We start from the raw sequence: 25,471 nt of genomic DNA, 5'->3' as shown, positions 1-25,471 counted from the left end.
TAAGTACTTGAAACTTCTTAAAAACTTTTGCCGAATGCATTCAAATTTAATTATTAGCTATATCTTTGCTGCTGACAAGAGTTATGCAAGATGGCACAAGAAGGTATTACACAAATTGATGTAAAACAGGTATTACAGCAGAAAGCGCCCTCCGTGGCCGGTAAAATACCCGGTTTTATTGTCAATTATCTGATCCGTACCATTCATCAGGACGAACTGAATGATATCCTAACCCGTTATCATGATAAGGATGGGGTTGATTTTATGCAGGAACTGATCGGTTATTTTGACCTGACCCTGGAACTGGTGAACGAAGAGAACATCCCGGCGGAAGGCCGCTATATTTTTGCTTCCAACCATCCGTTGGGAGGGCTTGACGGTATCTGCCTCTCGGCAGTGATCGGACAGCATTATGACGGAAAGATCCGTTACTTGGTCAATGACCTGCTTCTCTACTTGTCAAATCTAAGGTCCATCTTTGTCCCTATCAACAAACATGGTGCGCAGGGTAAAAACAATGCCCGGCTGATCGACGAGGCCTATGCTTCCGAAAATCAGATCGTGACGTTCCCCGCAGGACTTTGTTCGCGTAAGATAAACGGACAGATACAGGATACCGACTGGAAGAAATCGTTTATCCAGAAGGCAGTCGAACATCAGCGGGATGTCGTTCCAGTATATTTCGAAGGAAGAAACTCTAATTTCTTCTATCGGTTGGCAAATCTGCGCAAGAGGTTGGGTATAAAGATGAACTATGAAATGATTTATTTGCCGGATGAAATGTTCCGGTCTAAGCATAAAACGTTCCGTATCCATTTTGGCAAGCCTGTCCCGTGGCAGACTTTCGATAGCAGCAAGAAGCCGGTCGAATGGGCCGAGTGGGTGAAGGAACTTGCTTATAATCTCAGGAAAACATAGACTCTATAATATATGCAAGACATTATTAAGCCGACTGATCGTGCTCTTCTGAAGTCGGAGTTGACGAAAGAAAAGAAACTCCGCAGCACGAATAAGTCAAACAATGAAATATATATTGTTACAGCCCACGACGCTCCCCATGTGATGCAGGAGATCGGGCGTCTGCGGGAAATCGCATTTCGTTACTATGGTGGGGGAACGGGGTTCCCGGTAGATATCGACGAGTTCGATACGATGGAGGACGCTTATCGGCAGTTGATTGTCTGGAGTCCGGAAGATGAGCAGATCCTGGGCGGTTACCGTTTCCTGTGCGGTTCGGATGTCAAGTTCGATGAGAACGGGAAGCCGATGTTGGCTACTTCGCATCTGTTCAATTTCTCGGAAAAGTTTAATAAAGAGTTCCTCCCTTATACGGTCGAGTTGGGCCGTTCTTTCGTTACTTTGGAATATCAGTCTACACGTGCTGGCGCAAAAGGATTGTTTGTGTTGGATAATTTGTGGGATGGATTGGGAGCTTTGTCGGTAGTCGATCCGAGTTTGCAATATTATTTCGGGAAGGTGACGATGTATAATACGTATAATACGGAAGCACGTAATATGATTCTTTATTTTCTGGGGATGCACTTTCCGGATGCGGATAAGCTGGTGACTCCGGTCTATCCGTTGGAAACCGATACGGACATAGAGAAGATGAAGGAGTTGTTCCGTTATGATAACTTCAAGGACAATTATAAGGTATTGAATCAGGAAGTACGTAAATTCGGTATCAATGTGCCGCCGCTGGTGAATGCCTATATGAGCCTTTCACCGAAGATGCGCGTGTTCGGGACGGCCATCAACCATGAATTTGGGGATGTGGAAGAGACCGGTATCCTGATTGCGATCAATGAGATTCTGGAAGACAAGAAAAAACGTCATATAGAAACTTATCTGAAAGAGGAAGGCCAGACGGCTGATCTGATAAGAAAAGCGGAATAACCTAGGGATGATTTCTGTTCACGAGGGCCTCATAAATGTTTTTGACGCCCTCGTGAATGTTTATGAGGTCCTTGAAAATGTTTATGAGGACGTCAAAAACAGTCTTTATACTATAGTCTGACAGAAGACACGTTATCCGTGTTCCATAAACAGGCACATCTATTATTGGCACTAACCCAATTTTTCCTGTTCCTTTTGTTTTCTCCACTCCTCAGCTACTTCGACCAGACTTTCATACCATTTCTCGCCGAACTTGCGGATAAGCGGTTCTTTCAGGAACTTATATAAGGGTAGTTTCTCTTTTTGTCCTAATATTTCTGCCGCTTTACATATTTTCCAACGGTCGTAGTTGACAGCCCGGAAGTCTTTGTATTGGGTTACACGGACAGGATAGAGATGGCAGGATACCGGCTTGTAAAAGGACAGTTTCCCTTCACGGTAGGCTTTCTCGATAGCACATTTACAAGTACCGTCGCTGTCATAACAGGTAAATACACAATCTTTGTTGTCAACGATGGAGGTGACGATATCACCTTCGCAGTCGATATAGGCTACGCCTTGTTTGTTGATAATTGCCTGGGCTTCGGGTGACAGGTCGTTCCATACGACCGGAAGCGCTTTCTCCAGTTTGGCAATCTCGCTTTTCTCAAGCGGGGCACCGGAATCACCTTCCACACAGCAAATGCCTTTGCACTGGGCAAGGTCGCAGATGAAATTTGCCTCGATCAGGTCCAGGCTGACCAGGGTGTCGTCTATTTGGATCATTTTGTTATCAGGGAAGAGGTAATAAATACCCCTCTTCAGGGAGGACATGAGGGTTTGTTATTGAAGTTTACACACCCCCTGCCCCCTCTCAAGAGGGGAAAAGTTACTATTGGTACAATAATTATTTGATCAATGATTTTCCTGTCATTTCTTTCGGTTGCTTCAGCCCCATGATATGAAGGATTGAAGGAGCAACGTCTGCCAGGATACCGTCTTCAACTTTAGCGTCTTTGTTTTCTGTTACATAAACGAATGGAACAGGATTCAAAGAGTGAGCAGTGTTGGGTGTGCCGTCTTCGTTCAAAGCATGGTCGGCATTACCGTGGTCGGCAATGATGATTACTTCGTAGCCATTAGCCTTAGCTGCTTCGACTGTGTCGTTCAGGCAAGCGTCGATAGTAACAACAGCCTTTTCGATGGCTGAGTAAATGCCGGTGTGGCCTACCATGTCGCCATTTGCATAGTTACAAACGATATAGTCATATTTCTTTGTGTAGATGGCTTCAACCAGTTTGTCTTTTACCTCGAAAGCACTCATTTCCGGTTTCAGGTCGTAAGTGGCCACTTTCGGAGACGGAACCAGGATACGGTCTTCACCTTCGAACGGAGTTTCGCGTCCGCCGTTGAAGAAGAAAGTAACGTGTGCATATTTTTCTGTTTCGGCAATGTGCAGCTGTGTTTTACCGACTGATGCCAGAAATTCGCCCAGTGTATTTTCTACATTGTCCTTGTCGAACAGGATATGAACGCCTTCGAAACTAGCATCGTACGGAGTCATACAGAAATACTGCAAGTTCGGAATAGTTTTCATTCCGGCTTCCGGCATATCCTGTTGAGTCAGGACGACTGTCAGTTCTTTGGCACGGTCGTTACGGTAGTTGAAGAAAATCACAACGTCACCTTCTTCGATAGTCGCTACCGGCTTACCGTTTTCTACGTGTACGATCGGTTTGATAAATTCGTCTGTTACACCTTCTGCGTATGACTCTTCCATTGCCTGAACCATGTCTTCGCAAGGTTTACCCGTGCCGTTCACGATCAGGTCGTAAGCCTCTTTTACGCGTTCCCAACGTTTGTCACGGTCCATTGCATAGTAACGGCCGATGATGGAAGCGATCTTTCCGCCTGTTGTTTGCAGGTGATTTTCCAGCTGTTCGATAAAGCCTTTACCGCTTCTCGGGTCCGTGTCGCGACCGTCCATAAAGCAATGAACATATGCTTTGTCGATTCCGTATTCTTTGGCGATATCCGCCAGTTTGAACAGGTGTTCCAATGAGCTGTGTACACCACCGTCGGAAACCAGTCCCATGAAATGGATCTGTTTGCCGTTTTCTTTGGCGTAGCTGTAAGCACGTTTGATTTCCGGATTATCGAGGATTGTGTTTTGGCGGCATGCGATATTGATCTTCACCAGGTCCTGGTAAACGATGCGGCCGGCACCGATATTAAGGTGGCCAACTTCCGAGTTACCCATCTGTCCGTCAGGTAAACCAACATTTTCGCCGGAAGCCTGCAACTGAGAGTTTGGGTATGTTTTCAACAGTTCGTCCCAGTAAGGGGTGGGAGTGTTGTAGATTACATCATCTTTACCACGGTCGCCGATTCCCCAGCCATCGCAGATTAGTAAAAGTGCTTTCTTGCTCATGATTGCCTTGTTTATATTGTTTATACTTATTAAATATCTAATACCGGGCGCAAAGATAAGCATTTCTGATGTAATATTATTTGCCTTTAAAGTATTACTTTTGCAGGTAGATATGGAAAAGAAGATATACGACAACGATCTGGGAACCATCCTTCTCCGTACTGCCCCGCGAGCTACCCGTTATACGCTGAAAATATCAAAGGGAATGATCACTGCCACTATGCCGGTCGGGGGTGATGAGGGGAGAATGTTGTCCTTTATTGAAGAGAACCGGCAAAAACTTCTGAACGCTCTGAAAAAGCATCCGGCACGTCCGTTGCTGAATGAAACTGCCAGATTGGAAACAACTACTTTCCTGCTACATATTTTCCGGACGGAACGTGCAAATTTTTATATGAAATTGGATAACAGTATCCTGCATATCGCCTGCCCGCTGGAAACCCGGTTTGAATCGGACGAGGTTCAGCTCATATTGAAAGGTTTTCTGGAGAAGGCATTGCGGCATGAGGCAAAACGTCTGTTGCCGAACCGTCTGAAGACGTTGGCAGACCGGTATAAATTGACTTTCACGAGCGTACGGATCATGAACAGCAAAACCCGCTGGGGAAGTTGCAGTACGCGTAAAAGTATCAATCTCTCCCTTTCGCTCATGTTGCTTCCCTGGCATCTGATCGATTACGTCCTGCTTCACGAACTTTGCCATACGGTGGAGATGAACCACAGCGACCGTTTCTGGAAACTCCTGAATGAGATAACGGAAAACAGGGCGTTAATGCTCCGTCAGGAGTTGAAGAAATACTCTATACTGTAACACCTTCCTGCTCCGCCCGAAGTGCAAGGCATGCACCGGTGTTGTATTGCGTTTACTGTGCCAGTGAGAACCGTAATGCAACACCGTAGTTGGAGTTGGATGTCGGATAAGATGCATTTGAGATCAGCGGCTCATTGATCTGCAAGTCGTAGAAAGCACGCAGTGTCAGCGCACGGCTCAATCCGTAATCGGCTGAGAACTGGATCGTTTTGGCAATGTTACCGCTGGTTGCCTGTGTGAAGCTATCCTCGATCTTACGGATCAATGACTGCATCTTGTTGTATGAGAAGTCCAGACGCACGGTCAGGTCATTGCTGAAATCACGCGTTTTCTTCATCTTCAATATCTTGTTGAACTCGGCGAACTTATATCCCAGTCCGATGGTATACTTATTCGAAAGCGCTTCCACAATCTGGTAAGACGAGATATTCAGGTTCAGATTACGCGTTGTCGTGTAATCGGCACGGATCGTGATATTGTTCAACATGGTCGCATCCACTCCCAGCAACGGGCTGAAACTCTCCGTCAGGCTGACGGAAGAGATGGAGTAAGGTGAAGACGGGATAGGAGCTTCGGAAGCATTCTGTGTAAATCCGAGGTTGTCACCCAATCCGGCATCCACCCAGGTCGAATAAGTTTCGTAGGCACCGACATTGTAAGTACAGCGATACTGATGGGTCAGCATGACCGACTTGAAATGTTTCTTTATGGCCGGAATGCGGATCAGTCCGTCGTAGGTGATACGCCAGTTCGGCAGCATGCTGCGGATAGCCGGGAACGGGGAGGATGAAATCTTATTAGGATCTTTCCCTGTATAAGCGGCCAGGAAGGCCGGGATCAGTACATCGGCCGAGTTATGGCTGACTCCGCCGCCATGTTCTTTATTATATTCTTTACCTCCGTATTGAGATTGTCCCAGGAAACCGGAATTCGGATAGGTTGTTCCTGTATAGCGGCTTTCGAGGCGGTTCGCAATAGTCTCACGGTATTCGATAAACTTATTGAATGTTTCCGATGCATAGTTATTACTTGCATTGCCGACGCCTTTGAAGAAACTACCCAATGCGACAGTCGTCATCGTAAAATTTCCTCCGGCCAGTTCCGGCATACCGGGATACATATATTGTATATCGGTGTTGCGGGTATCGACGCGGTTGGCATTCAGGTCGATCTTCAGTCCGGTGATAGGCTCCAGGTTCGCCCGGATATTCAGGTTTTTGGCACTGCTCATGACGGCCGGATTGACATTGCTGGTGTTTTCAACCAGCCAGCCACGGTCTTTGGCATCGTAGAGAAAGTCCCGGTTCACGGCTCCGAAAGCAAAGCCAAGTCCCGGTGTCAGGCCGAAAGGCGAGCGGCCCTGTCCGAAGATATCACCGATCATTGGGGAGAATCCCGGAACCGACATACCGTCGGTCGTCGCATACTGGATATTGATACGGCGTATCATCATCAGGAAGCGGCTGCCATATTCTGCCGTTTTGTAGAGGAAGTCTTCCGTCGCTTTCGGACCCGGCTTGATAGTCAGTTTCAAATGAGCCGTATCCTGGTTCAGGATCATTACCTGTGCAAAGTTGATCGGCTTGTATTTGATGGCATAGACTTTGCCGTCGGCTCCGCGGGCGGTAATGCGCACCTTCTTGGTGAACATACCGTGTTGTACGACTGTTCCGCTGTCCATATTCAGTTGGATATCTCTTTCCAGTTTGATCTCTTTCTGTTCTTTCTTTTTGGTCGTGGTACGGGTGGCCGAGAACTTCTGGTTCACTTTCTTCAGGAACTTGTTCTTGTTGTAAAGCGATTGCAAGTTCAGGCTACCCTGCCAGTCGATCTGGCGCTGGTTGGTAATCGTGTTACCGAGCTCATATTCGGTGTTGGTAATGGCTCCACGGTCCCAGTTATACTGCGCGTTGTAAGTGACGGAACTGTTTACCCAATCCAATACCGGGATATACTGTAACGGCATATTCCAGGTCACGTTGAATGTCTGGTCGTATTTCAAAGGCGTACCCAGGTCGGCGATACTTTGTTTTACGGAATCTTTCCAGATCTGATACTTATCAGGGGCGAGATCTTTGTTCACCTGTACATACGGCTCTTCGATCCGGGCATTTGTTCCGGAGGTAAAGGTCATGTTCAGGCTGTTCGTGAAGTCCCAGCGCAGGCTGAAAGCACGGTCCCAGTAGAACTCGGAACTGAAGGTCACCTCAGGTTTGTAGCCGGTGTTTTCCAAGTCGCGCAGCTGCATTTCGTTATAGTTACGCATCATGGCTGTCTGGAAACTGATGTTCGACGGCAGGTAGTTCAGGCTGAACTGCTTGATGTAACGGGTGTAACCGTTGTTCTTCTTCAGCTTCTGGAACGGGCGGAACGGTTTCGCATACGGTGTGTAGTTGTAGGCGAAGTTACCGCGGTAATCCTTGGTCGTTTCATATTCCGTTTCCGGATTCTGCGTTTTCGTCTGGCTGAATGAATAGCCGATCGAGAAGTTTGCCGGGTCGTAAGGCATCGGGGTCTTGCTACGGATATCCGCTCTTACGTTATTGAATGAGATACTCTTGATGACGGTCTGGTCGACAGCCATACTCTTGATAGAGTCTTTTTCGGCTTTCGTGTCGACAGCGTCCAGAGCATCACTCAGTTTAATATCCTGATCGAGCGGGTTATATTTTGCTTTTGTCTGATCCTTGGAGTAGGCATAATACATCGGGATGCTGACCTTCGCTTTTTCCGGGAAGAATTTACCCCATTCGATGGTCGTAGCCACGTTGTATTGTGTGAAGTCGTCGATGCGGCGTTCTGCCAGTGACTGGTCGAGGGCACCGAAACCAGCTGTTTCGATACGTCCGCCCACATTGACCGTACCCAAGTCGGAGACAGCCACGTTCAGGTTGGCGTTGGCCGCCCAACCGCCTTCTTCGTTAAACTCGCTCAGACGGAGTTCGTTTATCCAGACTTCACCGCTTTTAACTACATTTTGTCGGTTACGGACACCGATCATGATCGTTTTTACTTCCGAGAGGCTCGGGTTACCTACGATGCTGATCGTGTTGCCATTCTCGTCCATTTCTGAATAGACGGTATTGAATGTAATACCTTTGTCTCCTGCCCGTTTCTTCTTGTTGCGGCTTAGTTTAAGGTTGGTCAATACTTCAAGACGGAAGTCAAGCATGTTTTCCGCCGGCCAGATTTCTACGGCCTCATAAGATCCTTTTACCGGGGTAACTTTCAGCGGAACTTCATATTCGTAGTAATTATTTTTATAGTCGGAACCTAAGCGAATGAATACAGACAAATCTCCGTTGGCAAGGGATGTGTAATTATCCGCATCTTCAGGCAATGCTTCTGCGTGGGTAAACAGTTGTAACCGTTTGTATTGACGTAGATCGTAATAAGTATTCTTGTAAACGGCACGTGCGTCCTTGGCAGCCAGGTCACTGACCTTCATGGATAATGCCTGTTCGTTCTGACGAGTCAGTTGAGGCTGGCTAGGGTCAGCAACACGGCTTACTCCCGGAGGTGTCATGTAAGGAATAGGAGTCCGTCGGCTGTTTTCTTCTATATTTACAGAAGATACTTCAAGTGTGCCATTGAATAATGGCGGAACTTTCGGGTCGGACAGATCCTGCTCGTATGAACGCCATTCACCGCGTACCAGTTCGAATGTTCCGAAACGCAGTACGGTCGGTTTAGAGAATTGGGTCATATACATGCGCATAAAGCGAATGCTCTTGAAGTCGCTGATGGCTCCGACAGTACGATTGTATTGCTTAACAGGGATTTTGAACAGGTACCATTTGGCCGGATTGTTTCTGTTGTTGACGCTTGCGTTATCCCCGTTTGGTAAGCTGGGATAGGTTGTCTTCATATCCACGATGAAGTTCTTTCCTACTTTCAGGTCTTCCGGACGAACAGATACTTTGTATTCGAAATACTTTTCGTTCTTGTTCATGGTGTTATCCTGATTCAGGTCTTCCACATCCGGATTCTTGGAGGCGGACGTGTCGTAACGTTCTCCTGAAGTTCCGCTTTCGGCGGAGTTGCCTTCAGTACCATTGTAACGTTTGTAACGATCGAGGATACTAACTTCTTCGACATCCAGATTAGAGCCACGGAAATAACGGTATCTATCAGTTCCAGGGTTCCGTAAAGGCGAGAATTCATCCTGCATCATTGAATCAATTCTTGTCGGCGATAACTTTGTCATAAGTTTATCGATAAACTCCTTGTATGCCGGATAGTCCCGTTCTTCCTCTGCCGACAAACCGTTGAGTCCGACGTCCTGTCTTGCACGTGCGCCTGACGTATTGTCGAAGGCATAGACCGTGCTCTGCTGTTTCGGAACAAGTCCCCAGACGGTAGAATCGACCCTGCTTCTGTCACCGTCGATAGGTAATCCGTTTTCATAGAATTTCTTTCCGTCTTTCAGGACGTCTTCCGATATTTCGCCCAGGTTGAAATACAGGTCACCGCCTTTAGCCGTAATACCTTCTTGTTCTTCATAGAGATAAGGGTCGAGCATCCAGAATTCGATGTATTCGATATTGGCTGTTTCGAAGTCGCTTTGGTCGATCTTACGCATGATACCGCCCCAGCGATTTTCCGGCTTTTGTAATGTTCCGTCAGGATTGACAAAGTCGGCATCCAGGTTGTACGGACCACGTTCATTCGGGTAATAAGCCAGGTTGAGCGCCTGGATCGTACTTGTTTCATTGTAACCCTGGTCTCTGTCCGGGAACAATTCGTCTACATAAATGGCGCGGACGTAATGGTTGGATAATTGTTCTTTATCATTACGGATATGCGTCGGAGCCTGACTGGAATTTTTACGGTTGAATAACCCGTCCACATAATACCATGCCAGCAGTGCACGGTTTTTACCATATTCTATATCGTTTGTTTTGCTTGCTTCTGGGAAAAGGGCATTAGCGCTATTATCCCAAGGCACGCTGGCGAGTTTCCACGGATACGGGTTCAGCAGGTCGAAGCCGCTTTGTGTCGATTCGAAATCGTCCAGATAAGAGTAGCCTCCGCTATATTTGTTCTCATAATGGCCGGCTATCAGATGGGCAAATTCTCCGGTGAATGCTATCTGGCTGGGTTTTGTCAGGTTCAGCAACGGCAGTTTGTCAAATGTGTTTGTCAGCCATTGGCTTTCCGATTTGTAGGCGATGTTGAATCCCCACAAGGTGTTTTTGATGGATTCGTCGCCAAATACCGTTTTAGTAGTCAACGGCATTTCTGACATGTGCATAATGGTGGCTCCCAGTGAGAAGTCGGGATTGAACTGGTAGTTGAGGTCCAGCCCCATCATCGTTTTTCGCTGCATATTGTAGGCCGTCTGGTTTTCCAGCGAGACGCTGACAGGAGTTCCGGCAGCAATGATACTTTCATTCAGGATAGTAACGGTTCCCGACGTATAATCGACCGTATAGTCCACATTTTCCGTCAGTGTGGCACCTGCTGCCGTTACACGTACCGAACCGCGTGCCACGTTGCTGGCTCCCAATTGTATTTCGGATGCGGAAGAGGCCTTATATTCTCCCCGCATAATGAATTTGTTCTTTTCAGCGATCTGACGGGCGGCAGTCTGGGTCGTATCGTATAATTCCTGGAATACATATTTATCGGCAATTGCCGGACTGACAACTTTTTCCAGTTTCTCTTTCAGGCTGGAACCGAAAGGTTCGATAGTCGGGAAAATCACCCTACCGGTGGACGCCTGTACGGTGTATCCTTCCACAAAGTCGAAATATCCGTCCGGATGCGATTCGTTCTGGGCGTTCAGGCGGTCTGCTCCCATCAGGCGTATCCAGATTTGTCTGGACAACGTGTCGGTACGTGCTTCCGGCAGATAGTTTATATAAGTACCGGTCGTATCGCTTTGGTACATGACATCCAGGCGGAACTTTTCTTTCTGGACAGAGTAAGCACCCAGGGAATAGATATTCTTCATCATCAAATCCCAATATTTCATGGGGGGAGACATATTCGTGCCTCTCAGTAACTTCACATACAGGCAGTTGCTGGGATTCGTCGGATTGCTGTCGGAAAACTCGCCGACTCTTCCTGTCCGTTTTCCACTGGCATCGGAATATTCATATTCAAAGGCCACGGCCAGCATCTGTCCTTCCTGTAAACTCATATTCAAGGACAGATATCCCAGTTGTTTGTCGTAGATATATTCGGAGTTCGGATCCAGCAAGCGGGCATTCTCTATGGCTTCATATTCGGAACCTCCGGTGAATCCGGTTAATACGCTTTCTACATCGCTGATTTGGCGGGCGCCGGAATAGGTGGTGGTCATTTGGTTGTATAGGTCATTCGCATTATTGGCAGGATATGATCCGTCCTTAATCGGGAATGCACCGGGATTTGCCATATAGGCTGCGTCGTTTTCACCGATGTCGGTAAAAGCGACGATGTTACGAGCCTGGTCGTAGTTACCTCTTGTGTTGGTCACCCAAACTTCCAGTCGGGTAATATTCAGAGTCGCTTTTATCTGAGGCAATTGGCTGACAGCGTCGTTGTATCTGTTGCGGAAGTAGTGCGCCAGGAAGAAGTGGCGGTTCGCATCATACTCATCGATCTTCAGTTCAAAATCCTTGGTCTGTACGCCACCTTTGGAGTTTACTGTTTTTGATTCCGAGTTCTGCTGTGCGAACAACGCGTTCACCCTCAGTTTACCGAACTGAAGGTCTGCTTTCATACCGAACAGGGCAGCTCCGCCGTTGATCAGCGAGTTGCTTGTCGTCATCGACACGTTACCGGCTTCCAGTGATTTGATGATCTCATCCTCTTCGCCCGTATAAGCCAGTTTCAGCTTTTTGGAATCGAAGTCGAAAGAGGTTTCCGTATTGTAGTTCATGTCGAAATTCACTTTCGAACCGACGGAGGCCTGTACATTCAACTGCACACTTTCGTCGAAGTTGAAAATGGTATTGCTGCGGGCGCGTTCGGGGAGTGAAGGGTCTTTCGTGCTGTTCCGCTTCAAGCCTAATGTGACTTCGGCCGACCCTTGTGTCTTTACACGTACACCTCCGGGACCGAATATACGTTCTGCCGCACCGATACCGAACTGCATATCTGCCAGGTTAAACTTCTTGTCTGCTTCCTTCTGAAACTCTTCTTCGTTTTTCTGGCGGTAGTAAGAACGGAGCGATTCCTGCATGCTGTATTTCTGATATTCTTCCGGACTCAGGTCGATCGGAGTGATCAGGTCTTTCTCCCCTAAACGGGAGCGGACAACATATCGTCCGGTCCTGATATCGTATTCAACGAAGGTTTTCACGTTTTCCGGATCGCGTAAATCTACCGGGGATTTTTTCAAGAGGTCTTTATAGGTTTCATCACCCTCCGGCACGGTTTTGGATACCGGATAGCGGGTTGCCGGGACAGTATCCTTCCCGTCGGGCATGTCGTCTTGTCCTTCAAGCAACTGGATATCCGGCAAGGATGCCGTATAAGTCAGGTAATTGGCATTCAGCGAGAGCATGCCGATCCCGAATAGCAGTATTGTAACCCAGATAAGATATTTAAGAGTCTTCTTTTTCATTTTAAACTGTCAACTGTCACTTGTAAGGGCGGTTCGCGAACAGCCCCTACCTGTCAACTATTAAAGCATTCTGAGTGCACTTTTTATCACTTGTTCCACAGCCAGCATCGGCGAGGTTTTCAGTATTGAACTGACTGCCTTTTGTGAAGCAGCCTTTTGGAATCCCAGCATAACCAGGGCGGCCACCGCTTCTTCGGCCACCGCGCCGTTTCCTGCCGTGGCAGCCGTTCCCGTCCCAACCATCGAATCGCCGGCTTTCACCTTGTTTTTCAGGTCGACCAGGATGCGCTGGGCTGTTTTCTGTCCGATGCCTTTTACCGAGGTCAGCGCCGTTTCGTTTTTGTTGGCGATAACCTGGATCAGTTCGGAAGGAGGAAGAGATGACAGGATCATACGTGCCGTATTAGGACCGACGCCGGATACCGATGTCAGCAATAAAAACAACTCGCGTTCAGCCTTTTGGGCGAAACCGAACAGCAGGTGAGCATCTTCACGTATTACTTCATATACGTAAATTTTCCCGGTTGGTTTACCGCTGAATGCGCTGTATGTGGTCAGAGATATGTTAAGTTCGTAGCCAATCCCTGCACATTCGATGATCATCTGTGTGGGAGTCAGTTCTACGATATCCCCCTTAATATATTCTATCATTTTGCGTCTCTTCTAGTTATTCGTACCTATTATAACGCAAAATTAAGCAAAAGCGTATATCAGACCTAAAGAAATATTCAAATAGGTGAATAATTATTCTCTTCCCGGATGTTCGGCAGTGAAGGTTTCGAAGCAGCCGCGGTCTTGCAGGGTGACATAGCAGCGGCGGTTGTCAGGACCTCCGAATGTGATGTTTGAGGGCTTTTTGCCTTTCAGTTGTATTTCGCGGATCAGCTTGCCCTTCGGATTTATAACGGCTATCGTTCCTTTGTCGTAGCGGCAGAGATACAGGTTGCCTTTCACATCGCAACGAATTCCGTCCATGCCGAAGCCTTCGAAGGTGTGGAAAAGCCGTTTGTTTTTGAGTGTCCCGTCCGGCTTGATATCATAGACCCATACTTTGAGTTGTGCAGACTCGTTAACATAAAGTTTTTTACCGTCCGGGCTGACATCGATGCCGTTGGTCGTCCCCATATTGTTTTCCAGCAGGGTCACTTTACCGTCGGGAGTGATCAGCCAGAGTTGCCCTTTCTGGTTCGGCCAGTCCGGATCGCTGGCATAGAGATTGCCGCCCGGAGCGAGGGCGATGTCGTTGGGCTGGTTCATCCGGGACTCATGTGCATACGTGCTGATCGCTTTGGTCTGCATGTCGACTTTCAGGATATTATGACCGGTGTAATCGGCAACCAGCATGTCGCCGGCCTTGTTGAAGCGGATGCCGTTGCCTGTCGAACCTTCGGGGAGTGTCACGAAGCATTCGTGCGAGCCGTCTGGACGTACAATGCCTATCGTTCCTTCTTTTCCGTAGTTAACGGCATACAGATTGCCGGCTTTGTCGGTGGCCGGGCCTTCTATTCCGTTGGTGAAAGTACCTTCCGGCAGTAAATCGGCTGTTTCCCGCTGTGCGGAGGTCTGTGCGCCGGCTGCCAGTCCTACGAACAGGCAACTCATGATTGTAAGGAACATTGTACGTGTTTTCATATCAAATCTATTTTATTGTTTCCAGAATCCCGGAACAAGTAATGTCAATACAGTAAATATCTCTAAACGTCCTGTCATCATCAGTAAGGAAAGGAACCATTTGGATACCACCGGAACTTCCGAGAAGTTGTCTACCGGCCCCAGTTTGCCCAGTCCCGGCCCGACATTGCTGATGGCTGAGACGGCAGCACCGATCGACTCTTCAAAGCCCAACCCGTCGAGCATCAGCACGGCACAGCTGAGTACGATCAGTGACATATAGGCAAAAGCGAAAGCCAGTACGCGGTGTACGACCTCGCCGGATACGATATGTGAATCCATCCTTACCGGGATAATGGCATGCGGATGGGTTTGTTTCTTGAATTCGTTGAACAGGTTTTTGGAAAGGATCACGAAACGTCCCATCTTCAACCCTCCGCAGGTCGAGCCAGCGCAACCGCAGATGAACATCAGTATCAGGGCGATCATCCAGAAGAAAGGTCCCCAGGGAATATAATTCTCTGTCGCGAAGCCGCAGGTCGAAACCAGCGTAACCACCTGGAATGCAGCCTGCCGGAAAGCTGTCGGGAAGTCTGTAAAGAATCCGTGATACATGATCCAGCCGGTTGTTATCCCTGTCATGATCAGGACGAACCAGAAGAACCAGCGAAACTCTTCATCGAAAAACAACTTCTTTATATTTCCGTTCAGGCAGAAATAGATCAGGGTGATATTAGTCGCCCCGATAAACATAAATATCGTGATAACATATTCTATATAAGCCGAATGCCAATAAGCGATACTGGCGTTCTTGGTGGAATAACCGCCGGTAGAAATCGCAGTCAAGGCATGGTTTACCGCGTCATATAAATTCATCGGGCCTATCCATAACAACCCGATCAGCAGGACGGTAAGGAACACGTAAACCCCCCACAGGCGTTTGGCGACCTGTGTTACACGCGGACGGAACCGTTCGTGTGTGATCCCCGGTGTTTCGGCATTAAACATCTGTGTCGCTCCGCCTCCCAGGATAGGCATCAATGCTACGGTAAATACGATCATACCGATACCTCCCTGCCATTGAGTGAGGCTTCGCCAGAACAGGACGCCTTTAGGCAGAGCTTCTATATCGGTGAGAATGGTCGATCCGGTGGTCGTGAAGCCTGACATGGTTTCAAAGAAAGCATCCGTTATATTGTCGATATATCCTCCCAAATAGAAAGGCAACATTCCCAGCAACGAGAGCAGCAACCAGGTAAGCGTAACCGTCAGCATCCCTTCCCGTCGGCCGGCTGTGTATTCGTTTGCACGGAAACCGATGGCATAGAGCGATATGCCGACCCCGAACAGGATTCCGCTGGAGATAAGCAATGGATAGAAATCGCCTCCTTTGTACAGGAAAGCGACCACTGTTGCCATCAGCATAAACAGTGTTTCGAGGATGCACATCATCCCCAGCATTTTTATTATGAAACGTATATTCAGTAACATACTAATTAAAATAATCTTCCAGTTTACGCATGGCAGTTTCCAGGCAGAATACCACCACGTGGTCGTATGCCTGTATCTGTGTGTCACCCTTAATCATCATTGGTTCGCCGTCGCGTATCAGTCCGCCCAGCGTCAGGTCTTTCGGCAGGTGCAGGTCTTTCACCTGTTTGCGGGTGATCTTCGAATCGGGGCGTGCCACCAACTCGGCCACGTCGGCATTGGCAAAGGTCAGGAACTTCACGTTCGACACGTCGGCATCCAGCAGGAACTGATAGATATGACTGGCGGCAATCAGCTTCTTGTTGATTACCGAACCGATATCCATATTCTCGGCCAGCGGGATATAGTCGATATTCTCGATCTTGGCGACTGTCTTGAATACGCCGAAACGTTTGGCAGCCAGGCAAGCCAGGATATTCGTACTCGAATTGTCTGTCAAAGCGACAAACGCCTGTGCGTCTTTGATCCCTTCTTGCATCAGTAGCTCCGTGTCGCGTCCGTCTCCGTTGATGATCAGGACATTGCTCGGCACAACCTCGGCTATGCGGTGACTTTTCTCTTTGTTTGTTTCCAGTATCTTTACGCGGATATTGTTCGGCAGATACTGGCTGGTGCGGATAGCGATGCGGCTGCCTCCCATGATAAAGATTTTCTTTACTTCCGGGTCTTTCTTGCCGGCATGCATCTGCACGTCTTTGATATGTTCTTTGGTCGTCGTAAAGAAAACGATATCGCCGGGCAGGACAAGGTCGGTACCGCGGGGGATAATCGTTTCATATTGCCGTTTGATGGCAACGATATGGTACAGCTTCTGTTCGTTCAGCAGTTCGGCCAGTTGTTTGTTCACCAGGCGGGAGTTTTCGCGAACCTTCACCCCGATCAGGATCAGGGCTCCTCCGAACAGTTCCCAGTACTGGCGTGTCCACGGGCGGCGTATCGCGTTGACGATCTCTTTGGCCGCCAACATTTCCGGATAGATCATCGAGTGGATGCCCAGCTTTTCGAACAATTCTTTGTTTTTAGGCAACAGATATTCGTAGTTGTTGATACGTGCCAGAGTTTTGCGTGCTCCCAGCTTGGAGGCCAGGATACTTGCCGCAATATTCGTTGTCTCTTCCGGAGTAACGCTGACGAACAGGTCTGTTTTCTTTATGCCGGCTTCTTCCAGGTCGCGGATCGAAGTCGGATTACCAACCATAGGAAGTATCTCCATATTGGTGTTGGTGATGTTCAACCGTTCCTCACTCGGGTCCATCAGGATGATATCCTGTTTTTCCTGCGATAACATCTTTGCAAGATGCGTACCCACTTCGCCTGCCCCGGCAATAATAATTTTCATTTTATCAATTGTTACTCATTCCACCTGCCGCATCGTCCGGCAAATCGTCATTAATAATTAATCGTTCATCATCTTTCGGATTTCTCCGGCTATGCTGCCGGCATCCAGGCCGCACAATTTGTATAACTCGGGGATCGACCCGTGTTCAATGAATGTGTCGGGTATACCGATGCGTTTCACCCGCGGAGTATATCCGTTGTCTGCCATAAATTCAAGAACCGCACTACCCAGTCCGCCTTTTGCTACACCGTTCTCTACGGTAATGACGCGTTTGAACTTTTTGCCTATTTCGTCCAGTAATTCTTCATCGATCGGTTTCAGGTAAATCATGTCATAATGTGCAACCGATATTCCTTCACCGGCTACTTCTTCAATTGCTTTTATCACATCGTTTCCAATCGGTCCGATAGATAAAACAGCGATATCGTCTCCTTCGCTCAATTTCTTCCCTTTTCCGATGGGCAGGACATGCATTTCGTTACGCCAGTCCTTTTTCTCGCCTTTCCCTCGCGGATAACGGATTACGAACGTGCCCGTAGCCTCCTTGTAGCCCGTGTACATCAGGTTCCGCAAATCCAACTCGTTGAGTGGCGAGGCAACCGTCAGGTTGGGGATCGGACGGAGGTAAGCCAGGTCGAACACCCCGTGGTGCGTGGCACCGTCTTCGCCGACCAGTCCGGCACGGTCCAGGCAGATCACCATATGCAGTTTTTGCAGAGCGACGTCGTGTATCAGGTTATCGTATGCCCGCTGCATGAAAGAGGAGTAGACATTGCAGAACGGGATCATTCCTTCTTTCGCCAGTCCGGCGGAGAAAGTCACCGAGTGACCTTCGGCTATCCCGACATCGAAGGCCCGTTGAGGGAATGCCTTCATCATATAGATCATGGAACTTCCGGTCGGCATGGCGGGAGTGATACCCACGATCCGCTCATCCTTTTCCGCCAGTTCCACCAGCGTATGTCCGAAGACGTCCTGATATAATTGCGGCTCATCCAGATTGTGCACGATGATGCGCTGGCCTGTTTCTTTGTTGAACTTGCCCGGTGCATGCCATTCGGTAGCCGATTCCTCGGCAGGCTTGAACCCTTTTCCTTTCTTTGTCTTGATATGCAGTAGCTTGGGGCCTTGCAAGTCTTTTATATCGTTCAGCAGCTTTATCATGTAGTTCACGTCGTGCCCGTCTACGGGGCCGAAGTAACGGATGCTGAAACCTTCAAACAGATTATGTTGCTGGGTGAGCAGCGCTTTCAGGCTGTTGTTGAAACGCAGGATATTCCCCCGGCGGTCATTGTTGATGAGCTTCATCTTCCGCAGGCCGCGGTACACGTCGTAACGCATTTTGTTGTAAGCCTGGCTGGTCGTGATATCAACCAGATACTGACTCAATCCTCCGACGCAGTTGTCGATAGCCATATCGTTGTCGTTGAGGATAATCAGCAGGTTGTTGGGGTTGGCAGAGGCATTGTTCAGCCCTTCGAAGGCCAGTCCTCCGGTCATTGCCCCGTCGCCGATCACGGCTATTACGTGGCGGTCGTGTTCCTCCTTCAGTTCCGAGGCGACCGACATACCCATGGCTGCCGAAATGGAGTTGGAGGCATGTCCGGCAATGAAAGCGTCATACTCACTTTCTCCCGGGTTGGGGAAACCGCTGATTCCTTTGAATTTCCGGAGCGTATGGAAAGCCTCCCTGCGTCCGGTCAGGATTTTGTGCCCGTAAGCCTGATGTCCGACGTCCCAAACGATCCGGTCGTAGGGCGTATTGAAGACATAATGCAGGGCGACGGTCAGTTCGACAGTACCGAGGCTGGCTCCCAGATGGCCGGGGTTTTCAGAAAGTATATCTATTATGTATTGCCGCAACTCTTCACATACCTCGCCCAATTTCTCCTGAGGCAACTTGCGTAAATCCTCGGGATAATTAATGACGTTTAATATATGTTCATCCTTGCAATCTATCATGTCCGCTAATTTTTGTGGCAAATGTAAAGAATTAACGGCACATAAAATAGTTTTGGCAGCGCATTTTCTATTTCCCGTAGCCGGATTGGGGTAATTCGTCGAATAAATTGAATTTTATTTTAATGCTCCCGTTTTAGCTTCGCCCTTATCCGGCTAAGGCTTACCGGGGTGATTCCCAGATAGGAGGCGAGGCATTCCAGCGGCATTCTTTGCAGTAAATCCGGATTGTCTTTCAGCAGTTCCCTGTAACGTTCGGATGCGGTTGTAAACAGGAGGGAGATAAGCCTTTCCTCTGTTTGCAGGAATTCTGTTTCTGCAAATTTGCGTCCCCAGTTGGCGATATGTATATCTTCTTCGAATAACTCATAGAGTTCTTTGCGTTTCAGCATATACAGCACCGAGTTTTCCATCAGTTCGACAGTTTCATATCCTTGCTGGTTGTTCACGTAGCTTTTCAATGAAACGATGGTGCTGCCTTCCCTGCCGATCCAAAAGGTTACTTCTTTGCCGTCGACAGGGATATAAGCCCTTGCAATCCCTTTCTCGATAAAAAATAGATTTGTCTCGGTTTTGCCCGTTTCCAATATGAGGTGGCCTTTAGGATATGTAACCTTTGACAAGAGCCTCTTCAGCTTGTCTACTGAAGATTCCGGCATCGGGTATATTTTGTTTATGATCTCATGTATATCCATAGGTTATCCAATCGTTTTTACAAAAGTACTAAAAGTTACCTTTGAAAAAGGATTTTTTTGCAACCTTCTGCCGTTATTTCTTATCAAATGTAAAGAGCCGGTGAGAGGGGGGAGTTTAACTTTGCAGCCAAATTTTAAATGTCGGAGTTTATGAGTTGGATTATATTGATTGTTGCGGGATTATTGGAGGTATGTTTTGCCTTTTGTCTGGGTAAGACCAAGGAGACGGTAGGAAATGAATATTATCTGTGGGGAATAGGATTTGTGGTCTCCGTAACTCTGAGTATGTATCTTTTGGCAAAAGCGACACAGACTTTACCGATAGGTACAGCTTATCCGGTATGGACCGGTATCGGAGCTGTCGGTACGGTGTTGGTCGGGATTCTTTTTTTTCATGAACCGGCTACTTTGGGACGGTTGTTTTTTATTACGACTTTAATCGTCTCCATCATAGGGTTGAAGATGGTTTGATTTTCTGAATTTTGGTTATCAGCAAAGTTTTCGGGAGCACCGCGAACTTTGCTGATCCATATAAATAAAGTGAGTGGATTACAAGTTGTCTATTTCTTCAATTGACAGACCTGTACACTGGGCAATCATTTCTGTGTTGACTCCCCGCTTTTTGAAATTGGCAGCGATAAGGCGTTGTTCCTCAGTCTTACCTTTTTCTTTCCCTATTTTGATCCCCTTTTCCACACCTTTCTCTTCCGCATAGTCAATCGTATTTTTATAATCGCGATAGCGTTTCAAGGCTTCATCATACAGGATACGTTCATCCTTGCTCAGATTAGCCACATCTGCCACTTCTAGCAATTTGTCGAAGACGGCTTTGCGTGCCTTGAAGGGCATTCTTTCTAATGTATCCATATGTTTTAATAAATATAACCAACGTTCAAAATCTGTTTCGCAATCATCCGGCTCTTTTGTAAACCAGGGGAGTTCCAAATAGACCTGGCGAATCTTGTCGCTAAACATACGCCCCGTATCACGGTCTGCCAATATAACATCAGTACGGAATTTGGAGTTTATCCCCATCTTATAGTTTAACAGAAATATGCCATACACCGGACATAAGCTAAACTTCCAGTCTTTTCCCTTTTCCCCTTGATTACTGATAGCCCGTGACAAGTAATAAATACCCCGGTCGTAAAAATAGGGTTGGGCTCCGTTTTGCATTTCGACCACAAACCAACCTCCTTTGTCATCCCTGCAATGAATGTCGAATATCACTCCCCGGTCCTCTATGGTTTCCGGTTGCTGGATAGGATTCAGGAAAGTGATGTCAATGATATGACGTTCATCTTTCAATAATTGATTCAGAAAATCAATTAATAACTCTTTGTGTACCTCTTGACCGAAGATACGGTGAAAACCGAAGTCGGTAAAGGGATTTATAAATTTCCCCATAACTAATGAATTTTGGTTGTCGTCCAATAACAGACGATGTGACAAAGGTAAAGATTATTTTAATAAACAATCGTTCTGAAGGGACTTTTTTTCGTATCTCCGTCCGTTTTTGCTGTTCGGCGAAGGCGAGTATGACTTCTGATATGACTGGTCAGACAGATTTGTGGGGAGAAAATTTGTAGAGTATGATTAGTGCGATTAGGAAGAAAGTTAATAAAATCGTGATTTGGGGCAAACCGGATTTCCTTTCTGTCTCTTTTCTGATCTCTTTTGTTTGTTTTGACTGCCTCTCCAATTGTTCCTCATATTGCCAGACGAGCGTTTGCAGGCTATCGCAGGTGGCAGCGACAAATAACGTGTCATGTAGGAAACGGATTTCAGCTGTTGCCTGTCCGCTTTTTTGGATAAAGGCGGCGCCGGCTGGCAACTCTTTGAGGGTTGCGACCGGAATGGAAAGGTCGGCACGGCTTTCGGGGATTCGGGCCGTTTGAACTGTCAGGCGGCTGGTTTGCAGCAGGCTGTCGGTCTGCTGGCAAAAGGAAGCGGTGTGCTTGCGGCTCGAACAATTTGCGAAAAACAAGATGATGAGAATGAATAGGCTGAATTTCATGGAGATTTTTAATGGTATGAATTTATGGGGTGTGTTTTGCAGTTGTCTCTTATTTATCCGTAAAGTACCTGCCGGCGGTTAAACCCTTCGCGATAAGACAGATGGAGGAACTTTTTGCGTCGGTAGAGGATTGCCTGATCGAAATCGAGACCGGAGGCTTTCAATATCTCCAGCAGCTTTTCCGGCCCTTCGGCGATGTAGCAGTCGGCTGCTTCGCCTTTCGTATGTTGCGAATTTTTGACTCCGCCGACCAGCAGGTTGACCGTTTCGTTGCGGTAGCCGCTTGTGATGGCGATTGCACTGCCGTAGCGGTCGCGAAGCGGTTGAAGCAGATAGGTCGCGAGGTTTTTTAATGATTGGAAAGCCAGCGGGCCGGGTACGTTTTCAAGACCGTGCTCGATGGCGATACGACTGTAAGTGAGTTCTTCGAAGGTGAAATTTCTACTAAGGTTCATTGATTTTGTTTGTATTTATAATCGACTCCGAACAGCGCTCCGGCAAACGTTGCAGTCTCACCGAAGGCCACCAGCACACTGTTATGAATCTCTCCCAGCGGAGCCGTCCAGAAGCCGAAAAATAAAAGGAGGATGCCGGCTGCGGTCAGCAGCACGGCAATCCATAATTGTACACTTTGTTTCTTCACTCGGGAAAGTCAGGGTTCGCCCAGATATTCAAAGACGAGCGTCACCTGTTTAGGAGTTAAAATCTTTTGTCCGTTGTAATAGCCCGCATCTGTGAGGGCCTGCATGAGCGGTTTGTTATACACGAGCCAGCGTTTCAGTTGCACGCCGGCGCTGCGGATGCTGCTGTGCGGAAAATACATCGCACTCAGTTCTTTAATAGAAAGCGTTGTTGGTTTCATCGTGATAACAAAGATAATGAAAATTTTTCAATTAGCCGGGTTACTCGATTTCCGGTCTGTCGCTGCCTCCGCCGCCCCCTTCGGAGCCGTTGCCTTCGTCTTCCTTCTTTTCGGTAGAGGTGAAGGCGACCAGCTTTTTGGTATTACGCAGGGAGGCGCCGGGTGTGAAGATCACACGTGCCCCTTTCACGTCGGCCTGGGTGAACGATTTCTTGTCGCTTGCGCCGTTGCTGGACAACGAGAGGCGGAAATTACCGAACTCGCCTAACTGGACGATACGTCCTGCACGCAGCTCCATGTCGAGGATGAAATTAAGGTTATCCAATACCGCTTTTACGTCGGCGCTGGAAACGGTAGATCGCGCTCCGATCATGACACACAATGTATCCATGTCGGTATGCCCGTTGTAGTCCGGTATCGCATAAATTTTTTCCTGTGCTGCACCGCCTTTCAGGTCGGTCACTTTTCTTGTTACTAATTTGTAGCCCTGGGCCATCGTTAATAAATTGTTTTAAGGTTGATACTTTGTTGTTTCGTCTGATTGACAATGCAAAGTTACGACCGGTCGGATAGGCGGAGTTGAGTTGTGTGCAGATAGGTGTAGATAAGTCGTTTTTTCAGATAAATTCGAACAAATAACTATCGTTGTTTTCGTCGAGGATGCCGTTTTGATGGAGGACATCGTAGACGTTTTCGAATGATTTTGAGCCGAAACCTCTGAGGCGCCTCAAATGATGCATCTTGAATATTTTGATTTCAACCAACAGTTCTTTGAGCGTACGTATATCTACGGCACATAAACCGAACAGGACACGGTTGTTAAAATCAAACTTGTAAACGGGTTGCAGGAGTATTTTCATCATGTCTTCCAGAAGCATCGGGGTAAGTTCATACCTGTCAACTTCTTCCGGAGGAATATTGCCTTTATTACGCCATGACTCATAAAGTAACGACCGTAACCGATTGTTATCATACTCCAGGGCCATATTTTTTACGGTCAACTGATTTACTAATTCTGTCTGCGCGGAGAGTTGTGCTCGCAACTCGTCTTCCGGTGTTTTGTTTTTACTGTGTTGTGTCATAACGTTATTATATTTAAAATGAACTGCCTATCCTCACGGACGGGCAGTTCTTACTTAACCGAAATTAAATTAATCAGGCTATCACCTGAAATTTATACCCCTCTTTTAAGTATAGTGAGTTCGATAAAGTCAAAAACAATGATCTTTTGTGTAAGATTATAAGATTGAAAGACGGCAGTTTAGGGCATAAAAAAAGCGTGTGACTGCCGCTATTACCTATCAACGAGGCATCCCCATGCCCACAAATCAGATAATAGACAACAGCCCACGCTATATTTATACACATAAGTATATACAACTAGCATGGGCATTTTGTTGCTATTATTCCTGATTTGTAACTAAATGGGGATTTTCGTTGATCGGAATAATACCTTATAAAATGCTTAACTTATAATTTATATCATCGTAAATCCGCCACCGCTGTAACAGACCTTCATACGACATTGCAAATATAACCTTTATTTATAAACAAACCTTGTTTATCTAAACTTTTTTCAATCTGACACCTTATTTCTGAAAGCCAGTCTCGAATTTTACATTATCTTCCCTTCCCTGTTTCACCCCATCCGGGTCCGTTTTCAATTTCTCCCGGATGAAATTTGATTTTCTTCCGAAAGAAATTATTTTTTCTCCCGGAAGGGCGTTTTCCTATAAAAAACAACAGCTTTCGCCGGAATGGGGAAATTTACAATAAGTATTTTGGCGATGGCCTATTTTTCGCCGTTGGAATTTAGTAAAAATCTATGTATTTAGCACGGATGCAATAGTTAATATTAATAAATATTCAACGAATAAAAATATTTTCATAAAATCGCATACAAATATTGATTATTACTTGCTCATGTAAATTTAAACCCTTACTTTTGCATCGGTTTAATCAATCAACACCTGGTTAAATCTTAACTATTGTAATTTAATTATTTTAATTTTAAAGTAAACAATGACTAAAAGTGAAAAAGGCGTTTTAAAAGCCGGCCTACCTATGGAAAATTGCGTATCGACTCTCCAAATGAATGCGGAAAGCAGTGTCTTGTATGCCGGAAAAGGGCGCGGGCTGTTGGAACAGATCGGACGCGAAGGAATGAACGAATTCTTTGCGGGCGAAATCAGAGCCTACATTGCCGAATGTACATGCGAAGTCGGGCGAATGAACTGTATCCGTAAACCTTTCACGACCGAGCTGGTCAAGTGGCAGAAGCAATTTGTCGCTTTTGAAAAAAGTATCGATCCGGCAGAAAAAGGCAGTCCTGCCTACGAAGCCTCCTGTATCCTGTTTGCTTATATGAAGAAGCAGATGAACGAAGCAGAAAACCGTGCCCTGCAATTGCAAAAGAACCGCAACCGCACCGAAAAGCGTATTGCCGGGCGTGATGACCTCTCCGATGAACAAAAGTCGCAAGCCTTGCAGAAGGCCGATTCGCGACTGCTGGCTGGGCAGGCTGCCCTTCAATTGACTGCGGTGGCTACCGATCTTATCCCTGTCGTGACCGATCCCGAAGGTTATATCGACCTGTTGCGTTTCTGGTGGCAGGAACTTGGTCGCAACCTCTCGGATGATGATCTGGAACGTATCTTTCGCCCGATGCTGTCGTATGCCAAAAAACAGGCGCGCAAAGGGGTGAGAGTGAAAAGCGTTTACATAGAATACCGCGAGGAACCGAAAGGGGTGCGGGCAGCGTGAATTTAGAAATGAATCTAAACGATACCATTTTAATAAAGTAATGAATAAAACAGAAAAGACTT

The 25,471-nt window shown here is 47.2% G+C and carries 21 protein-coding genes; 5 read left to right on the top strand and 16 right to left on the bottom strand.

The window, feature by feature from the left end; genetic code table 11:
- The first annotated feature begins 90 nt into the window (after positions 1-90).
- Positions 91-918 carry a 1-acyl-sn-glycerol-3-phosphate acyltransferase gene (locus tag DWW91_RS02405; RefSeq protein WP_009859904.1) on the top strand — a complete coding sequence of 276 codons (828 nt, stop codon included), beginning with the start codon at positions 91-93 and terminating at the stop codon, positions 916-918.
- 12 nt (positions 919-930) lie between these two features.
- Positions 931-1,896, top strand: coding sequence for a GNAT family N-acetyltransferase (locus DWW91_RS02400; RefSeq protein ID WP_010800789.1), 966 nt, complete (start codon positions 931-933; stop codon positions 1,894-1,896).
- 171 nt (positions 1,897-2,067) lie between these two features.
- Here the strand turns inward: DWW91_RS02400 and DWW91_RS02395 are convergent, their stop codons facing one another.
- Positions 2,068-2,661, bottom strand: a complete 594-nt coding sequence (locus DWW91_RS02395; protein WP_044215136.1) for a DUF3109 family protein — start codon at positions 2,659-2,661, stop codon at positions 2,068-2,070.
- A gap of 121 nt (positions 2,662-2,782) precedes the next feature.
- Positions 2,783-4,306, bottom strand: a complete 1,524-nt coding sequence (gpmI, locus tag DWW91_RS02390) for a 2,3-bisphosphoglycerate-independent phosphoglycerate mutase (protein WP_122326859.1) — start codon at positions 4,304-4,306, stop codon at positions 2,783-2,785.
- Between the two features lie 112 nt (positions 4,307-4,418).
- Here gpmI and DWW91_RS02385 point away from each other — a divergent pair, with 112 nt between their 5' ends.
- A complete protein-coding gene (locus DWW91_RS02385) occupies positions 4,419-5,117 on the top strand; it encodes a M48 family metallopeptidase (RefSeq protein ID WP_122327072.1) in 699 nt (232 codons plus the stop codon).
- A 52-nt stretch (positions 5,118-5,169) separates the two neighbouring features.
- On the opposite strand, the gene sprA is transcribed toward DWW91_RS02385, so the two are convergent.
- The 7 genes from sprA to DWW91_RS02350 all read right to left on the bottom strand — a co-directional run bounded on the left by sprA (position 5,170) and on the right by DWW91_RS02350 (position 19,767).
- Positions 5,170-12,672 carry a cell surface protein SprA gene (gene sprA / locus DWW91_RS02380; RefSeq protein ID WP_122326858.1) on the bottom strand — a complete coding sequence of 2,501 codons (7,503 nt, stop codon included), beginning with the start codon at positions 12,670-12,672 and terminating at the stop codon, positions 5,170-5,172.
- Positions 12,673-12,732: 60 nt separating this feature from the next.
- Positions 12,733-13,323: a Holliday junction branch migration protein RuvA gene (gene ruvA / locus DWW91_RS02375; protein WP_122326857.1), complete on the bottom strand. Its 591-nt coding sequence runs from the start codon at positions 13,321-13,323 to the stop codon at positions 12,733-12,735.
- A gap of 93 nt (positions 13,324-13,416) precedes the next feature.
- Complete coding sequence (locus DWW91_RS02370; protein WP_122326856.1) at positions 13,417-14,304, bottom strand: SMP-30/gluconolactonase/LRE family protein; 888 nt, start codon at positions 14,302-14,304, stop codon at positions 13,417-13,419.
- A gap of 12 nt (positions 14,305-14,316) precedes the next feature.
- A complete protein-coding gene (locus tag DWW91_RS02365; RefSeq protein ID WP_044215090.1) occupies positions 14,317-15,774 on the bottom strand; it encodes a TrkH family potassium uptake protein in 1,458 nt (485 codons plus the stop codon).
- Between the two features lies 1 nt (position 15,775).
- Positions 15,776-17,113 (bottom strand): Trk system potassium transporter TrkA, encoded by a 1,338-nt coding sequence (trkA, locus tag DWW91_RS02360; RefSeq protein WP_009859895.1) that lies wholly within the window; start codon positions 17,111-17,113, stop codon positions 15,776-15,778.
- A 57-nt stretch (positions 17,114-17,170) separates the two neighbouring features.
- Positions 17,171-19,075 carry a 1-deoxy-D-xylulose-5-phosphate synthase gene (dxs, locus tag DWW91_RS02355; protein ID WP_009859894.1) on the bottom strand — a complete coding sequence of 635 codons (1,905 nt, stop codon included), beginning with the start codon at positions 19,073-19,075 and terminating at the stop codon, positions 17,171-17,173.
- A 119-nt stretch (positions 19,076-19,194) separates the two neighbouring features.
- Entirely contained in the window at positions 19,195-19,767 is a 573-nt protein-coding gene (locus DWW91_RS02350; RefSeq protein ID WP_122326855.1) for a Crp/Fnr family transcriptional regulator, read from the bottom strand.
- A gap of 150 nt (positions 19,768-19,917) precedes the next feature.
- Here DWW91_RS02350 and DWW91_RS02345 point away from each other — a divergent pair, with 150 nt between their 5' ends.
- Complete coding sequence (locus tag DWW91_RS02345; protein WP_009859892.1) at positions 19,918-20,238, top strand: multidrug efflux SMR transporter; 321 nt, start codon at positions 19,918-19,920, stop codon at positions 20,236-20,238.
- A 78-nt stretch (positions 20,239-20,316) separates the two neighbouring features.
- Here the strand turns inward: DWW91_RS02345 and DWW91_RS02340 are convergent, their stop codons facing one another.
- From DWW91_RS02340 to DWW91_RS02310, 7 genes are all read right to left on the bottom strand, one after another.
- Positions 20,317-21,174, bottom strand: a complete 858-nt coding sequence (locus tag DWW91_RS02340; RefSeq protein ID WP_122327071.1) for an Rpn family recombination-promoting nuclease/putative transposase — start codon at positions 21,172-21,174, stop codon at positions 20,317-20,319.
- A 151-nt stretch (positions 21,175-21,325) separates the two neighbouring features.
- Positions 21,326-21,784: a hypothetical protein gene (locus DWW91_RS27520; RefSeq protein ID WP_010800781.1), complete on the bottom strand. Its 459-nt coding sequence runs from the start codon at positions 21,782-21,784 to the stop codon at positions 21,326-21,328.
- A gap of 53 nt (positions 21,785-21,837) precedes the next feature.
- The gene (locus DWW91_RS02330; protein ID WP_046146146.1) at positions 21,838-22,239 is read right to left on the bottom strand and encodes a D-Ala-D-Ala carboxypeptidase family metallohydrolase; all 402 of its coding nucleotides are present in this window, start codon (positions 22,237-22,239) and stop codon (positions 21,838-21,840) included.
- Complete coding sequence (locus tag DWW91_RS02325; RefSeq protein ID WP_028726678.1) at positions 22,236-22,427, bottom strand: hypothetical protein; 192 nt, start codon at positions 22,425-22,427, stop codon at positions 22,236-22,238. The genes DWW91_RS02330 and DWW91_RS02325 overlap by 4 nt, the downstream gene beginning before the upstream one ends.
- A 9-nt stretch (positions 22,428-22,436) precedes the next feature.
- On the bottom strand, positions 22,437-22,646 hold the full coding sequence (locus DWW91_RS02320; protein WP_046146147.1) for a DUF4248 domain-containing protein: 210 nt from the start codon (positions 22,644-22,646) through the stop codon (positions 22,437-22,439).
- Between the two features lie 40 nt (positions 22,647-22,686).
- Positions 22,687-23,142, bottom strand: a complete 456-nt coding sequence (locus DWW91_RS02315; protein ID WP_046146148.1) for an HU family DNA-binding protein — start codon at positions 23,140-23,142, stop codon at positions 22,687-22,689.
- Between the two features lie 121 nt (positions 23,143-23,263).
- Positions 23,264-23,728, bottom strand: a complete 465-nt coding sequence (locus DWW91_RS02310; RefSeq protein ID WP_122326853.1) for a hypothetical protein — start codon at positions 23,726-23,728, stop codon at positions 23,264-23,266.
- Positions 23,729-24,710: 982 nt separating this feature from the next.
- Between DWW91_RS02310 and DWW91_RS02305 the strand changes: the two genes are divergently transcribed.
- On the top strand, positions 24,711-25,409 hold the full coding sequence (locus tag DWW91_RS02305; RefSeq protein WP_048318200.1) for a hypothetical protein: 699 nt from the start codon (positions 24,711-24,713) through the stop codon (positions 25,407-25,409).
- Positions 25,410-25,471: the final 62 nt, after the last annotated feature.

This window comes from Parabacteroides sp. AF17-3, from assembly GCF_003635445.1.
Classification (GTDB): domain Bacteria; phylum Bacteroidota; class Bacteroidia; order Bacteroidales; family Tannerellaceae; genus Parabacteroides; species Parabacteroides goldsteinii.
This window is presented reverse-complemented; position numbering and strand designations above follow the sequence as displayed.

Coding starts and splice junctions, on each gene's coding strand:
- DWW91_RS02405 (WP_009859904.1), top strand. CDS start 91: ATGGCACAAGAAGGTATTACACAAATTGATGTAAAACAGGTATTACAG.
- DWW91_RS02400 (WP_010800789.1), top strand. CDS start 931: ATGCAAGACATTATTAAGCCGACTGATCGTGCTCTTCTGAAGTCGGAG.
- DWW91_RS02395 (WP_044215136.1), bottom strand. CDS start 2,661: ATGATCCAAATAGACGACACCCTGGTCAGCCTGGACCTGATCGAGGCA.
- gpmI (WP_122326859.1), bottom strand. CDS start 4,306: ATGAGCAAGAAAGCACTTTTACTAATCTGCGATGGCTGGGGAATCGGC.
- DWW91_RS02385 (WP_122327072.1), top strand. CDS start 4,419: ATGGAAAAGAAGATATACGACAACGATCTGGGAACCATCCTTCTCCGT.
- sprA (WP_122326858.1), bottom strand. CDS start 12,672: ATGAAAAAGAAGACTCTTAAATATCTTATCTGGGTTACAATACTGCTA.
- ruvA (WP_122326857.1), bottom strand. CDS start 13,323: ATGATAGAATATATTAAGGGGGATATCGTAGAACTGACTCCCACACAG.
- DWW91_RS02370 (WP_122326856.1), bottom strand. CDS start 14,304: ATGAAAACACGTACAATGTTCCTTACAATCATGAGTTGCCTGTTCGTA.
- DWW91_RS02365 (WP_044215090.1), bottom strand. CDS start 15,774: ATGTTACTGAATATACGTTTCATAATAAAAATGCTGGGGATGATGTGC.
- trkA (WP_009859895.1), bottom strand. CDS start 17,113: ATGAAAATTATTATTGCCGGGGCAGGCGAAGTGGGTACGCATCTTGCA.
- dxs (WP_009859894.1), bottom strand. CDS start 19,075: ATGATAGATTGCAAGGATGAACATATATTAAACGTCATTAATTATCCC.
- DWW91_RS02350 (WP_122326855.1), bottom strand. CDS start 19,767: ATGGATATACATGAGATCATAAACAAAATATACCCGATGCCGGAATCT.
- DWW91_RS02345 (WP_009859892.1), top strand. CDS start 19,918: ATGAGTTGGATTATATTGATTGTTGCGGGATTATTGGAGGTATGTTTT.
- DWW91_RS02340 (WP_122327071.1), bottom strand. CDS start 21,174: ATGGGGAAATTTATAAATCCCTTTACCGACTTCGGTTTTCACCGTATC.
- DWW91_RS27520 (WP_010800781.1), bottom strand. CDS start 21,784: ATGAAATTCAGCCTATTCATTCTCATCATCTTGTTTTTCGCAAATTGT.
- DWW91_RS02330 (WP_046146146.1), bottom strand. CDS start 22,239: ATGAACCTTAGTAGAAATTTCACCTTCGAAGAACTCACTTACAGTCGT.
- DWW91_RS02320 (WP_046146147.1), bottom strand. CDS start 22,646: ATGAAACCAACAACGCTTTCTATTAAAGAACTGAGTGCGATGTATTTT.
- DWW91_RS02315 (WP_046146148.1), bottom strand. CDS start 23,142: ATGGCCCAGGGCTACAAATTAGTAACAAGAAAAGTGACCGACCTGAAA.
- DWW91_RS02310 (WP_122326853.1), bottom strand. CDS start 23,728: ATGACACAACACAGTAAAAACAAAACACCGGAAGACGAGTTGCGAGCA.
- DWW91_RS02305 (WP_048318200.1), top strand. CDS start 24,711: ATGGAAAATTGCGTATCGACTCTCCAAATGAATGCGGAAAGCAGTGTC.